The sequence below is a fragment of the Aeromonas sp. QDB11 genome, assembly GCF_027705265.1.
GTDB lineage: Bacteria > Pseudomonadota > Gammaproteobacteria > Enterobacterales > Aeromonadaceae > Aeromonas > Aeromonas allosaccharophila.
Map to the genome: position 1 here is coordinate 74987 of NZ_JAPDBM010000002.1, position 12925 is coordinate 87911.

Sequence of the window (12925 nt, forward strand, 5' to 3'; positions counted from 1 at the left end):
TACGCCATATCCGTCGTCATAAAAAACGGGATATAAAAAAACCGGCACATAGGTGCCGGTTTGTCATTGCTAGCGTGTGCAGAGCAGCGGTTACACCACGCCCTGAGTACGCAGGTAATCCTCGTAGGTACCGCCGAAGTCGCGGATACCGTCTTCGCTCAGCTCCAGGATGCGGGTCGCCAGGGAGGAGACGAATTCGCGGTCGTGGGAGACGAAGATCAGGGTGCCCTTGTACATCTCGAGTGCCAGGTTCAAGGATTCGATAGATTCCATGTCCAGGTGGTTGGTCGGCTCATCCATGATCAGGATGTTGGGGCGCTGCATCATCAGCTTGCCGAACAGCATGCGGCCCTGTTCACCACCGGAGAGTACCTTGACCGGCTTTTTGATATCGTCCTGAGTGAACAGCAGACGACCGAGGATAGAGCGAACCGCCTGCTCATCTTCGTTCTCCTGTTTCCACTGGGCCATCCAGTCAAACACATTGAGATCGGTGTTGAAGTCTTCGGCGTGATCCTGGGCGTAGTAGCCGATCTGGGCATTCTCGGACCACTTGATGGTGCCGGTATCCGGCGCCAACTCTCCGACCAGGGTCTTGATCAGGGTCGATTTACCGATACCGTTGGTACCCAGAATGGCGACCTTTTCACCCACTTCCAGCATCATGTTGAGGCCCTTGAACAGGGGCGCCTCGCCGTAGCCTTTGGATACACCTTCGATTTCCAGGATGTTGCGGTAGAGCTTCTTCTCCTGCTCGAAGCGGATGAAGGGGTTCTGACGGCTGGAGACCTTCACTTCCTCAATCTTGATCTTGTCGATCTGCTTGAGGCGGGAGGTGGCCTGGCTGGACTTGGAGGCGTTGGCACTGAAACGGGAGACGAAGGATTGCAGATCGGCGATCTGGGCCTTCTTCTTGGCGTTGTCGGCCAGCAGACGCTCGCGCGCCTGGGTGGCGGCCAGCATGTAGTCATCGTAGTTGCCCGGATAAACGCGCAGCTCGCCATAGTCCAGATCCGCCATGTGGGTACAGACGGAGTTCAGGAAGTGACGGTCGTGAGAGATGATGATCATGGTGCTTTCACGATCGTTGAGCACCTGCTCCAGCCAGCGGATGGTGTTGATATCCAGGTTGTTGGTCGGTTCGTCCAGCAGCAGGATGTCAGGGTTGGAGAACAGCGCCTGTGCCAGCAGCACCCGCAGTTTCCAGCCCGGCGCCACTTCACTCATCGGGCCGTTGTGCTGTTCGATGGGAATACCGGCACCCAGCAGCAACTGACCGGCACGCGCTTCGGCGGTGTAGCCGTCATACTCGGCGACCAGCCCTTCCAGCTCGGCAGCCTTCATGTAGTCGTCATCGGTTGCTTCGAGGTTGGCGTAGATGGCATCGCGCTCGGCAATGGCCGCCCACAGCTCGGTGTGACCCATCATGACCACGTCCAGGACACGGGTATCTTCGTAGGCGAACTGATCCTGGCGCAGCTTACCGATGCGCTCATTGACGTCCAGGCTCACATTACCGCCGCTGGGCTCAAGATCGCCGCCGAGGATCTTCATAAAGGTGGACTTGCCACAGCCGTTGGCGCCAATAAGGCCATAGCGGTTGCCGCCGCCAAACTTGACGTTGATGTTCTCGAACAGCGGCTTGGCGCCGAATTGCATGGTGATGTTATTGCTGCTAAGCATAGTGTGTAAAAAAATTCCTTAATTATCAGCGCATTGCTGCACTGGTTGAAAATGCTGGGGCGCTATTGGGGCAAATGCCCATTTTTTTGCATCGAACTCCAGATAGAATCGACCTCACTTCGGCTGGCCGATTCGATCCATTTTCCATAGACCTCTTGCAACATTCTTGCAGAGTTGTGACCCATCTGTTCAGCTATGAACGCAAGGTTTCCGTGAGCGGTGATGTTCCAACTGGCATAAGTATGCCTAAGTTGATAGGCCCGGCGATAACGAACCCCAGATTTATTGATTGCAGCTCTCCATGGGGCCACCATGAAAACACCAGAGTAAAAAGGTGGCCTATCCGGCACAACTTTGGTTGGTCGGAAGACAGGGCGCAATGTTTGGCGCACGATCATGCCACCTGGTAGGTGCATGTCAATCTCTGCGTCCAAAAGTGCCCCAGTTATCTTGAATTGATCCTGTAGCGCATTCAGTGCTGGCGGCATAAGGTGAACGGTTCTTGTTCGGTTTGTCTTCGGCAGCTTGAACTGCATTTTTTGCTGAGTCAGGTTTCTCTGCACATGCATAACCCGATTCTCGAAATCAATATCACCCCAACTGAGAGCTCTCAGCTCACCTGGGCGGATCCCGGTGTAGGCGAGGGTCAGCAGCATGTTCTTGAACTGTCTGTTAGTTGTAACCTCGATCAGCCTTTGGAACTCCCAATGTTCGAACGGATCCGCGCTCTTTTCGGTGTTCAGCCGAGCAGCTGCAACGCGCACGTCAAACTCTCGTTCTACCAGTTCATTCCGCGCCGCCCAGCCAAGCAGGTTCCCAGCATGGGCAAGATAGGTTCTTACCGTTCTTGGCTTGCAGTCCGTGAGCAAGTGGTTGCGCAGTCTTTCAATATGCATGGGCAGCAAATCAGCTATTGGCATATCGCCGCCGAGAAACTCGGTCATTCTTTTGAACGCGCTGCGATATGAGCGCTTTGTCGATAAGCCAACAGTTGGCCCAGCACTCTCAACGAACGCGGCAGCGGCCTCAGCAAGCGTCATCCGGGTGGTTGTGCGCATGCCAAGACGGGAAAGTACCTTCGAGTTGGGGAAGTGCTTTGCATAGTCAAAGCTGCCAAGGGCAATCTCGTGCTTTATCGCCGCTAGTTTGTTCGCTGCGAATTTGACGTTTGCCTTGGTGATGGGGATGTCCAATACCTCTCTGCACCGGCGCCCCTTATAACTGAAACAGATCCGGAGCTTGTTGCCATGAACCTCTACTCCAGTCAGCCCGGCAACCAGAGAGGATTGGTTATCTATTGCGCTGACTCGACCCATTTGTCGTACTCCTCGACGCTGTAACGAACCTGACCATCAGGGCCATACTTCCAGATTATTCCTTCTGGCCACTCACCCTTCAGGCGGCGCCCCTCTGCGGCCTTCTCGGTCATCCCTGTCAGGGCCTCAAAAAGGCGTGGTTTCACCCATCTTGCGCACGGGTAGATGTAATTTCCTTGCATGTGGTCCTCGCGATTAAAAGAGACTCGAGCCGGTGACGCCCGAGCTGGTTGTAGTAAAAGGTTTGAACTTGCTTGCGGGAGTTGGCCGCCTGGTCAAGGCGGTATTCCCCCAGTTCGGTGGTTTTCAGGTTGTGCTGGTTGGCCAGCCTGCCGATTGCTTGGGCGCTCACCCCCAGTTCCTTACCCAGATCGGTTGCGCTCCAGAGCTGGCCAGTTACCCGCGGCGCTTCGATAGGTAGGTCGAAATGCGCCAGGATGCGGCCGATCTCGGCTAGCTTGGCCGATTGGGAAAGGGTGGGGGAGAGTACGGTATTAACAAGATCGTCCAGCAGTTGGCTGCTCTGGTCGATGAGTTGTAGCTGTTGCATGGCGTGGCCCTCCTGTCCTTGAGGATGGGGCGCCAATTGGATTGAAGGAAGGGCCGTTATTTGGCAGGAAAGTTCTGCTTGCGGTAGCCGGCGTCGTAGAGTGCCTCTGCATAGATGCGGCCAACCGTATCCCAGCTTCCGTGATGCGGGCAGTGCTGCTTCATTTCATCGATCGCTTTATCGCGCTCGGTGCGGATAGGGCGGAAGCAACCGTAGTTTGCCTGTTCAACCAGCACCGTAGCGATATTCGGGTTTCGCGATTTGAAGGTGAATGCAGCAAGAGTGAATATCCCGCACTCAAAATGAGCAATTACAGTTACCCTGTCTCCATCCATTAGATCTGGATGCCATGGGTCATCAGCATCACCAGTACCGCCACAAAACTCACATTCAGTACCAACAGGTGGCAGCTCCCCGCGCTCGAACCAGTCGTTGCGGTCGATACTGAATTTTTCATCCATCAGTTCAGGCACAGCCGCCAGCATGTTCTCGGCGTCCTTGGTCAGGAGCGCGGTTACGGCTGGCTCAGAGAGGTCAACTGGCCGGCGTTCGAGGGTGTCGCGCCAGTCGCCGAGGACATACTCAGGAATTTGATCTCCTGATGGATATGCAGCCCTCGCTTCGTGTCTTGTTTCCCACCCATTCTCACTTACTCTTGGCTCCTCTACGCACCAGAACCACATGCCGTCATCACGCTGACACAACCAATTTGCCCACTCCGGCGCATCAGCCCAGCTCGGCTTGTTCTGCAACTCTGCGCGGCGGGCCATGTATTTCTCCTTGGTGAACCAGTTACGCTCAAGGTCAAACACCCTAGCGCAAGCCCAAGAGTCACAGCCGCTCCTTGCTATGAATTCGCACCATGGCTCGAGAGTGCCACCGGTGATGCGTACCAGCCACGTCAAATCGTCTTCCATACTCATCCCTTCACAAACAGGTCGGCCGCCACGATGACGGCCAGAATGTTAATGGCCAGGATTGCGATCCCGGCCGCCTTTTGTTTGGTCACGCCGCCTCCTCATGCAGTATTGAGGTCAGGATCACCGGCTTACCGAGCTTGATTGCCAGAGCGTGTTCGGCGGTAGCCCCGGCGCTGCGCTCCCAGTTGGGGAGCAACACCAGCTGATCGGCCATCTTGACCATTTCAATGCAGACGGCCATGTATTCGTGCTGCTCAAGGCCATCAGGCAGGATTGCTGGATTGAGCGCCACGTGGCCAAGGCTTTGCAGGCGCAGCGCCTCCTTGTTGAAGGCGTCGCGGTTGAAGTTGGGCAGGCCTGACATAGGGCCAGAGATGAATATCTTCATTTCCGTATAACTCCAGTGATGTGCGACCAAAGCCGCCCAGTTTTAATGTGATTTACAGTGGCCAGAGAAACGCCGTACTTCTTAGCGAGCTCACTTTGAGTTGATGCCCTCTCCTTAATCTCATCAAACAGCCGTTCAACAATCGCTTCGGTTAGGACCGAGTTTTTGTGCTCACTCCCCCTTTTCGCTACCGTTACTCTCCTGCCTTTCTTGTCCATATCCTTTACGTTATCCATGTTGCTGCCATGGAATAAATGCTCTGGGTTAACGCAGGATGGGGTGTCACACCGATGCAGTATGCACTGGCCGTGATACCCATCAGATTTAGGTATTTGCCCTATAAAAAGCTCGTATGAGACCCTTGATGCGGTAACCATAGAGTTCCTTCTCTTACCCTCATGGTTGCAAGCTCCGCCAACAGAAAATTTTCCGTAACCTTTTCTATCTTTGGCGCCAGTCCACACCCAACAACCAGAGTCGGAATTGATGGCTGCTTTGCTGAGAAACCGCCTCTTGAAGGCTTCTACATCCTTAATCTCAATCCCGGCGATATAGATTTTTGCCATGGTGAATCCTTGAATAGAAAGCCCCGGGCTTGCCGGGGCTCTGGTTATGCCCGCCAGCCGCGGTACCCGATAAAGCCCGGTGCCAGCACCTGCCGGAGGGGCAGGACGGGGAGGTGGGCTATCAGGGTCTTGAGCTGGGGGTTATCGGGTTGGCTGTCGATGGTGACCCGGGCGCCGGGGTTGATGCGGAGGTATCTGGCGCGGGTCTCTTCGGCTTCGGTGCGGGTCAGTCCGGGCTGGATGATGGGCTCGCGGAATCGCACGGCTCACCTCCTTGCTGCTTGGGCGCGGCGGCGAGCATGGCACGGTAATCTCTAGCCACCCTCTCTCTGGCTCTCTGCTGGTGAGTGCAGCTTTGCGCCTCCATTTTTCCTGCGAAGTATGCCTCCACCATCTCAGTAGTTGGCTCCACCGGCACCAGCTGCCAGCCTTCTGGCGCTATCTTGTGAACGGCCGCCATCAGCAGGTCAAAATTGATCTTTCCAGCCAACACGGCGTCGATGCTGGACACTATCGACTGCACGATCTGTATTTCAGACTCAGGGCACGATAGCGGAGAAACGTACCTGCGCGCACGCCGCAACAACTCCGCCAGCATCAGCTCGTGCTTGTGGTGATTCGCCAGCAGCTCCAGCCTCGATCGCAGCGGGTGCTTATCCGGCACGACACCGACAAGGATGGCGTTGCTGATTGCGATCCCGGTGTTGTTGCGCTCCTCAAGGAGCTGATGAATGCGCTGGCGCAGTGGTTCGACGGCGGCAAAGGGGACGAAAGCCCCCTCTTTGCGTTCTTCCATGACCGGCCCTGTGGCGGTCAGCTCAAGATCGTATCGCTTCATAGTGGCGCCTCCTCACCACCCAGGGCATTGAACAGGGCCGGGATGAACTGGGAGAGCTCGCCGGTCACCAGTGCAAAGTCGGCGTCCATGCGGGCAACCGGATCCTCGCTGGTGATGTCGTCGTTCTGCTCGCGCATGTCCTCGCTGAATTTGAGGCGCTTGATGGAGAGGTCGTCGCCCAGCACAAAGCTGAGGCGCTCACCCCAGTTCAGGGCCAACTTGGTGACCAGCTTGTCGTTGGCCAGGTGATTTTTCACCTCGTCGGTCATCAGGTCTTGCTGTTTGAAGCGGGCGATCCCGCCGTGCTCCATGGCGCTGCGTAGCTCGGATTCATCCTCCAGGGTGAAAGCTGCCGGCAGGTTTCCCTCTTGCAGCCACTCGGTCATGGTGATCTCGGGTGGGTTCTTGAGCGCCACCGGCACCACCGGCAGGCTGCCAATGGACTTGCGAAGCAGAGCCAGCACATCGTCCGCCTTCTTGGCGGAGGAGGCATCGACCATCAGCAGGCCGTCGGCCGGGTTGATCCAGGCGAAGGTGTTGGCGGTACGGCTGAATGCCCGGGGCAGCAGGGTGTGAAGCAGCTCCTCCTTGAGAGCCTCCTCCTCTTTCTTCTTGAGGGTGCGCCCCTGCTCGAACTCGATTGCCCCGACTTTCTCTGCCAGTTGTTCCTTGATGACGGCGGTCGGCAGGATCTTGTCCTCGCGGCGGGCGCACAGCAGGATCTGGCCGTTGGCGGCATGGATCAGGGTGTGGCCGAGCTTGCCGAAGGGTCGGGTCCAGCCAAAGCGGGAAATATCCTGGCTGCCGCAGGGGGTGAAGGCACACGCCACCAGTTGGTTTTCCAGCTGTTCGTCGGTCAACTCGAACGGGCGGGTGAAGCGGTAAACTTGAAGGTTTTTAAACCACATGGTCTGGGTCCTTTGGTCGGTTAGTTGCGGGCTTTCTTGGCCTGCAGGTGGTGGAGCTTCTTGGCTGCGGCCTCGGCGGTTTGCCGGTCACAGGTTGCGCCTCCGGGCAGGATGAACTTGCCGGGCTGCTTGGGATGGGGCATGACGACGCCCAACCCGATGACTACTGCGCCGCAGTAGGGGTTTTCTGTCTTTTGCATGGGAGTCCTATGAGCTATCCACAGTTCCTGTGTGGCTGGCGGTGGATGGATTGGGGGTATCAGGCTGCGGACTGCTCTGGTAGTGATGGAGCTTCGTTGCCCCAGCAGTCCCAGCCTGGGGCGGCCGAACGGGCAAAGAGCTCGATGCGTGGGACATCACCGCACAGCTTTTCGATGGCCTCTCGGCACTCGTGCGGCTTTTCGCTGTGGCGCCCCACCTTGGCTCGAATGACCGAGCGGACAGCCTTGTCCACTACCAGATTGCTGACTTTGCCCTTGATGCCGATCAGGGCGCACTCCGCACCGGCCCGTGTCGCCCACCCCATACCGAAGTGGGGGTTGTCGTTTACGGTGCGCTTCTCCCACACCAGGCCGGTCATGGTCATGATCCGGAACCCCCAGGCTTGGCACAGGTCGATGGCCTCTTGTGGCATGCTGCCTACCCACCACATGACCAGCATGCAGTTGTCGTCTGCCAGCCTCGCCACTGGCAGCGCCTTCATGTCCTCTATCGAGGTGACGCTGTACACCTGCGCGGCTCCGCTTTTCATTGAGCCGCCTGACTTCTTCGATTTGAATTGCCAAGCCGGATCCGCGTAGATCACCCGGTACTTGCGGCTGGTGCTGTGGATGTCGATTTTCATGCCGCTTTTCTCCCGGCGAGCCCCACCAGTTTACGCGCTCGTGTCTGCTTGAGACTGTCTTTCACCTTGAGCGGGGTCAGACTGTGGTCGATGGCGTCCAGTTCTGCCAGCGCAGCAGACAGCGCGTCCAGGTCATTGGTCAGCTCGGCGTTTTTGAGCGTCGCCCCACCAACGTCAAACAGGCAGCTTTCTTTGTATTGCTCGAACAGGTACTTCTTGACCTCTTTCGGCATGGCCTTTTGCTTAACCAGGCCTACATCTCCGCTTTGCAGCGGCACCGCATCCCAGTGATACCCAGCAGATGTTTCAACCCGGTAGATATACATGTGATCACGACTTACCAGCTCGTCACCTGTAGGCTTGAATGTTTCAGCCACCACGCACGGGCGCCTGTATAGGTAGTAATGGATGCCAGCAGCCTCGATGATCTTTTCCACTTGCAGCCCTTCCAGCATCATCCGGTGCTGGGTGTTCGTGATCGCATCCTTGGCTTGCAGCACAGACCTGGTAGCACGCATGAGCAGACTTTCGGTGCGCTGGAGTTTCATTTTCAGTTCGTTGAGCTCTGTTTCGCGCTTGGCGCCTGAGTCTTCCAGGCGCTTGATGCGCTCGCGCAGCTTCTTCATCTCTGGCTTTGCGCGGTGCCACTCGTCAGCATCGCGCTTATAGGCATCACGCTGGGTCGCCACCTGGGCGCTTGCTACTTCTATCTTGCGTACCTTGTCCTCGTCCTGTCGTCGGGCTGCAATCAGGCGGGAGCTCTGGATCTTGAGTTCGTTGTGCTGATTGCGCTCGCCATCGAGTTCGAGGTTGGCAGCACTAAGGCGATCATAGAGTGCATTCTCGCTATCAATCATGCAGTTGGAGGCCGTGATTATGGCCTCGGAGTTGCTGATTACCAGAGCCCGCAGGCCCTGCAGAGCGGCTCGGGTTGTGTCATTAGTGGTGCTGGCCAGCAGGTCAATCTGGGCCAGAATGGCGGCGGCAGCGGCATTGGCCACCTCTCCGGCTGTGATGCCGGTGGTTTGTTCGGTCATAGTTGGTCCTCTGGGAGAGCAAAAGCCCCGTTGGCGGCGGGGCGGGTGATCAGTAGTTGATGGTCAGATGGTCGATCTTGTTGCTGGCGATGTGCTTGACGAGGTTCACGGCGACATCCTCAGCGAGACCCAGCCCCATCAAGTCCATCACGATGGAGCTGTTGATCCGGCCGCGGTGCTCACGGTCGGCCAGGCGGCGGGCGATCTCTTCATCCTTGAGGCGCTGTTCGTCGGCGATGCGTTGGCGCTCCTGCTCAGCGGCGGCCTTCGCTGCAAGCTCTGCTTCCATCCTTGCTTGGGCAGCAGCCTGCAGGCGGCGCTGTTCTGCCTGTTCAGCTTCGGCAATGCGGCTGGCCTCTGCCTCCTGGCGGGCCTTCTCTGCGGCTTCGGCATCGCGGATTGCCTGTTGCTCACGCTCTTTGGCTTCGCGTTCGCGGCGCTCGGCATCGAGGCGGGCTTGCTCTTGACGCTGGGCCTCTGCGGCGGCAGCCTGCTCTGCGATGCGGCGTTCACGATCTTCCTGCTCGCGGGCGGCAGCCTCTTGGCGCAGGCGTTCCAGCTCGGCGGCTTGTGCTTCACGCTCCTTGGCCTTCTCTATGACTGTGCGCAGGTGCAGCACGGCGGCATCCTTGGCTACGCCAGCCTGGGCGGTCATCTCTTCCCAGCTGTCGTCGATGGCGATCGCGTCAATCTGCTGCAGGTAGTGCTCCAGCTCGGTGCTCGGCAGCTCTGCGGTGGCCTGCTTGGCATCGGCGAAGGCGGTCATGCGCTCCTTGAGGGCGGCGACCCGGGCTTCCTCTGCCGCTTCGTACTGGGTGAGCGGGGCACGCACTTCCTCTTTCAGGGCGTCGAGGGTGTCGCGGATCAGCTTGCGGTTGGCGTCAATTCGCGCCGGGATCTCCTTGTACTTGGCGGTCAGCTCTTTGCCGACACCATCCAGATGTGATTTGGTCTTGGCTACGGCATAGGCGATGCTAGCGATCTCCTTGCGACCTTTGGCGGTGGTCACATCAGGCACCAGGCTGGATGCCTTCTGGCGGATATCGGCCAACAGCTCAGTCACCCCTTGACCCTCGGTAAACAGGGCGACGGCGGTGGTGGGTTCGATGACAACCAGCTGGGTCTGGGCGGTGTCGGTCTTGGCTTGTTCGGTCATGACGGGGTCCTTGTGGCGCTCGGCCATAAAAAAGCCCGCTGGTTGGCGGGCTGGATGGGTTGAAGTGGTTGGTTACGCTTGCGGCTGGTCAAGTTGGCGCTTGCGCTCGCCAGCGATCTGCTTGATGCCTTTGACTATCTGCGGGTCGCCGGTGCCGTTGGCCCACTCCCACGCGGCGGTGTAGGCTCTTTGCCACTCTTCGCCGGAGGATGCGCCCTCAATGGCGGCGCTGTGGTCAGCGTAGGCGCTGGCGTGGTCAACCCGCTCGACCGTTTCGATGTGCGGTTCAGGCTCTACTACCTCAGTCACCTGGGTTTGCTGAATAACTGAGCCTTCACGAGCTGATTTGATTTTGTCGAGTACCGCGCTGGTGCGACTAACAGGCTTTTCCTGCTGGATTCTTGGCGATGCCGGTGTGATATCTTTCTCTTCAGGGTAATCCTCCACCTCTTCCGCCACCTTGAGGCCCTTGAGTACATCAGCGAACACATCGCGCAGGGCGAAGGCGCGAGCGCGAATTGAGAGCATCCGCTGCAGGTTCTTCTTGTAGGTGTCTTTGTTGAGGTGGCCAGCGAGGCGCGCATCCTCCTCCGAGAAAGTGCGGGTCTCTTCCGGTTCGCCACGGCGTTTGACACTGCAGGTGGCGGTTTTGGTGGCAGAGTCCCAGTCCTGCTTGATGTATTCGCACAGGCCAGAGCCGCGCACCAGGGCGACCAGAGCGTCACCCCATACCGCTGGCACGTTGTTGATAACGGCGATGTTTTGCAGGGCTTGCAGAGGTTTGAGGCCAATTTCAGAACCCCACTGGCAGGCGACCAGCACATCTCCAGGCTTCCCCTGATAGGACTTCGGAACGAGATTGGAATTGGCCAGCATGTCCGCCAGCTGCATGGCTTCCTGCAGGTTCTGCGGTTCCATCAAAAAGCCGCCAATTGGCGGCTTGGTTACTCGGCTTTTCTGAACCGGCTGTACGTCGTGAATCATGGCTGTGCCCCTTAATTAACCCGGAATGTGCGGGTGGTTGATGCTTTGGTGAAGGCTGCATAGGTAGCTGGATCGGCCTTCTTGAAGGCCGTGGAGTCGAATCGATTGGTGGTAACCTGTTTCCAGGTTGCCATGGTGGCGCCGTTGCGGATGAGAACCTGAGCCCCACCCATGAACGACTGGATCTGGCTATCCACTTCTTTCTTCTGCCCCTCAAGTTCAGAGATGGCTTCGCTGATATCTTTCCGCTCAATGAGAAGTGCCATCACATCAGCATCCGCCTCTATGACTTCGCAGGCTGGATCCGCTTCGGTTGGCTCAAGTTGCGCCGCACCTTCCGGTGGTAGGTCAGCAATAACACAGTCGAACCAGAAGTTAGTGGCAGCCTCAATCATTGCTGCGATCAGGTCTTCATTGCGCGGAATGGTGTAGATCCGGTAGTCGCGCCCGTCGATAAGCACAGCCAGATCTGACTCTTGCCGCCCGGTGACCAGCATGTAGTGCTGGCACTGGAGCAGATAGCTCTCTGGTACTTCATCGCAAGCCGTGATGAGGTTGCCGTTCTCGTCGTAGACGTTGCCGGGACCGAAACCAGCCTTCTTGGCGGCGAACCCACTGGCCGTCTTGCACTCCAGCACCTTGTGGTCACCGACCATTCGGTCAACGTTGCCGACCATCCATGGAGCCACCTCTGCCTGATAGTGGGTGTCATCGACAGTTACCACCTGCCCGGTGCGCTCGGCGTATTCGTCGGCAACCACTACCTCAAGCTTGTGTCCCCAGTGGATAGCAGGTTTGTCGGACAGGTCATCCGGCGTCTTTCTGCCGGTCTTGACCAGCCACAGGTCGAACGGAGTTTGATACTTGTTCAGACCAAGGATGGTGCCTATTTCAGAGCCACCGATCCCGAGACGGCGGCGCAGGTGCCACTGCTCATCAGCACTTAAGGTTGATTGGTCGATCCCGGCCAGCAGCCTGTCACAGTAGGCTTGGTGTTGCTGGCGCATGGTCATGGTATTGGCTGGCGCGTTCATCCTTTGCCTCCTTTAAATTTGACGATGACATCATTTGCCTTGCGCAGATTCTGCTGACTTGCCTCATGAAACAGCGCTTCAAGCGCCTCCAGCAGCTCGTCGCGCTGCTGATCAGCCTCCAGCAGCTGGGTTCCGACGGCAGCGACAAGGCCTTTCTGCTCCAGTTCATCTGTCGGCAGGCCGCGGCACGCATTCACGCAGGCCACGATGCGGCGCGCGTTGTCCTTCGTGTCAACATCTGCGATAAATCCGTCGCCGACATACCCACTAGGTGTGGTTACCATGCGCCCGCTACATCCACCCAAGACCCAAGGCTCACGTTCGTGTTTATTACTCATGCTGCGCTCCTGTGCTGGTATTGCTCAAACTGCTCGTCGCTCATAGCGTCGTGCAACTGGGCAACGTGGTCATTCCATGCCTGTTTGGCCATGGCTTTCAGTGCCGCATCCATCAACTGCTGGATAATCTGGGTGAGCGGCACCTTGTCGCCGGAGGCCATCAACAGGTAGATGGCTTGGTTGAGTTGGGCGGCGCGCTCTGGGTCCACCTCGGCGAGCAGGGTGGCGGCATCGGTGTCGAGCTGGCCGGTTAGAAGCAGCGGGAAGTTGGTCTCAACCCACCGGGCAACCCACTCAGCTTCGGCGTTCGCCTCTGCCTCTCGGCTTTCCAGAAGGGCGAGCATGGTGGTTTCGCTGGTCATA

The 12925-nt window shown here is 57.8% G+C and carries 18 protein-coding genes; all 18 read right to left on the minus strand.

What is annotated here, in order from left to right; translation table 11 throughout:
* Positions 1-90: 90 nt before the first annotated feature.
* Positions 91-1683, minus strand: a complete 1593-nt coding sequence (locus OKC40_RS01155) for an ABC-F family ATPase (RefSeq protein ID WP_033137261.1) — start codon at positions 1681-1683, stop codon at positions 91-93.
* 62 nt (positions 1684-1745) lie between these two features.
* On the minus strand, positions 1746-2999 hold the full coding sequence (locus OKC40_RS01160; protein ID WP_182969145.1) for a site-specific integrase: 1254 nt from the start codon (positions 2997-2999) through the stop codon (positions 1746-1748).
* Positions 2978-3112 carry a hypothetical protein gene (locus OKC40_RS01165; RefSeq protein WP_265176782.1) on the minus strand — a complete coding sequence of 45 codons (135 nt, stop codon included), beginning with the start codon at positions 3110-3112 and terminating at the stop codon, positions 2978-2980. The genes OKC40_RS01160 and OKC40_RS01165 overlap by 22 nt, the downstream gene beginning before the upstream one ends.
* A 29-nt stretch (positions 3113-3141) precedes the next feature.
* Complete coding sequence (locus OKC40_RS01170; protein ID WP_244775902.1) at positions 3142-3549, minus strand: hypothetical protein; 408 nt, start codon at positions 3547-3549, stop codon at positions 3142-3144.
* 56 nt (positions 3550-3605) lie between these two features.
* Entirely contained in the window at positions 3606-4319 is a 714-nt protein-coding gene (locus OKC40_RS01175) for a hypothetical protein (RefSeq protein ID WP_270793865.1), read from the minus strand.
* Positions 4320-4554: 235 nt separating this feature from the next.
* Complete coding sequence (locus OKC40_RS01180) at positions 4555-4857, minus strand: DUF4406 domain-containing protein (RefSeq protein WP_182969142.1); 303 nt, start codon at positions 4855-4857, stop codon at positions 4555-4557.
* Entirely contained in the window at positions 4854-5423 is a 570-nt protein-coding gene (locus tag OKC40_RS01185; RefSeq protein ID WP_270793866.1) for a hypothetical protein, read from the minus strand. The genes OKC40_RS01180 and OKC40_RS01185 overlap by 4 nt, the downstream gene beginning before the upstream one ends.
* A 44-nt stretch (positions 5424-5467) precedes the next feature.
* The gene (locus tag OKC40_RS01190) at positions 5468-5686 is read right to left on the minus strand and encodes a hypothetical protein (protein ID WP_017411486.1); all 219 of its coding nucleotides are present in this window, start codon (positions 5684-5686) and stop codon (positions 5468-5470) included.
* On the minus strand, positions 5650-6261 hold the full coding sequence (locus OKC40_RS01195) for a hypothetical protein (protein ID WP_270793867.1): 612 nt from the start codon (positions 6259-6261) through the stop codon (positions 5650-5652). The genes OKC40_RS01190 and OKC40_RS01195 overlap by 37 nt, the downstream gene beginning before the upstream one ends.
* Positions 6258-7169, minus strand: a complete 912-nt coding sequence (rdgC, locus tag OKC40_RS01200) for a recombination-associated protein RdgC (protein ID WP_270793868.1) — start codon at positions 7167-7169, stop codon at positions 6258-6260. The genes OKC40_RS01195 and rdgC overlap by 4 nt, the downstream gene beginning before the upstream one ends.
* 20 nt (positions 7170-7189) lie before the next feature.
* Positions 7190-7369 carry a hypothetical protein gene (locus tag OKC40_RS01205; protein ID WP_270793869.1) on the minus strand — a complete coding sequence of 60 codons (180 nt, stop codon included), beginning with the start codon at positions 7367-7369 and terminating at the stop codon, positions 7190-7192.
* Positions 7370-7428: 59 nt separating this feature from the next.
* Positions 7429-8013 carry an MT-A70 family methyltransferase gene (locus tag OKC40_RS01210; protein WP_182969265.1) on the minus strand — a complete coding sequence of 195 codons (585 nt, stop codon included), beginning with the start codon at positions 8011-8013 and terminating at the stop codon, positions 7429-7431.
* A complete protein-coding gene (locus OKC40_RS01215; protein ID WP_270793870.1) occupies positions 8010-9050 on the minus strand; it encodes a hypothetical protein in 1041 nt (346 codons plus the stop codon). Before OKC40_RS01215 ends, OKC40_RS01210 begins: the two co-directional genes overlap by 4 nt.
* 49 nt (positions 9051-9099) lie before the next feature.
* Positions 9100-10206, minus strand: a complete 1107-nt coding sequence (locus OKC40_RS01220) for a hypothetical protein (RefSeq protein ID WP_270793871.1) — start codon at positions 10204-10206, stop codon at positions 9100-9102.
* A 72-nt stretch (positions 10207-10278) separates the two neighbouring features.
* A complete protein-coding gene (locus OKC40_RS01225) occupies positions 10279-11124 on the minus strand; it encodes a hypothetical protein (RefSeq protein WP_270793872.1) in 846 nt (281 codons plus the stop codon).
* Between the two features lie 77 nt (positions 11125-11201).
* Positions 11202-12224, minus strand: a complete 1023-nt coding sequence (locus OKC40_RS01230) for a YqaJ viral recombinase family nuclease (RefSeq protein WP_270793873.1) — start codon at positions 12222-12224, stop codon at positions 11202-11204.
* Entirely contained in the window at positions 12221-12562 is a 342-nt protein-coding gene (locus OKC40_RS01235; protein WP_270793874.1) for a hypothetical protein, read from the minus strand. Before OKC40_RS01235 ends, OKC40_RS01230 begins: the two co-directional genes overlap by 4 nt.
* On the minus strand, positions 12559-12924 hold the full coding sequence (locus OKC40_RS01240; protein ID WP_042062789.1) for a hypothetical protein: 366 nt from the start codon (positions 12922-12924) through the stop codon (positions 12559-12561). The genes OKC40_RS01235 and OKC40_RS01240 overlap by 4 nt, the downstream gene beginning before the upstream one ends.
* Between the last annotated feature and the right edge of the window lies 1 nt (position 12925).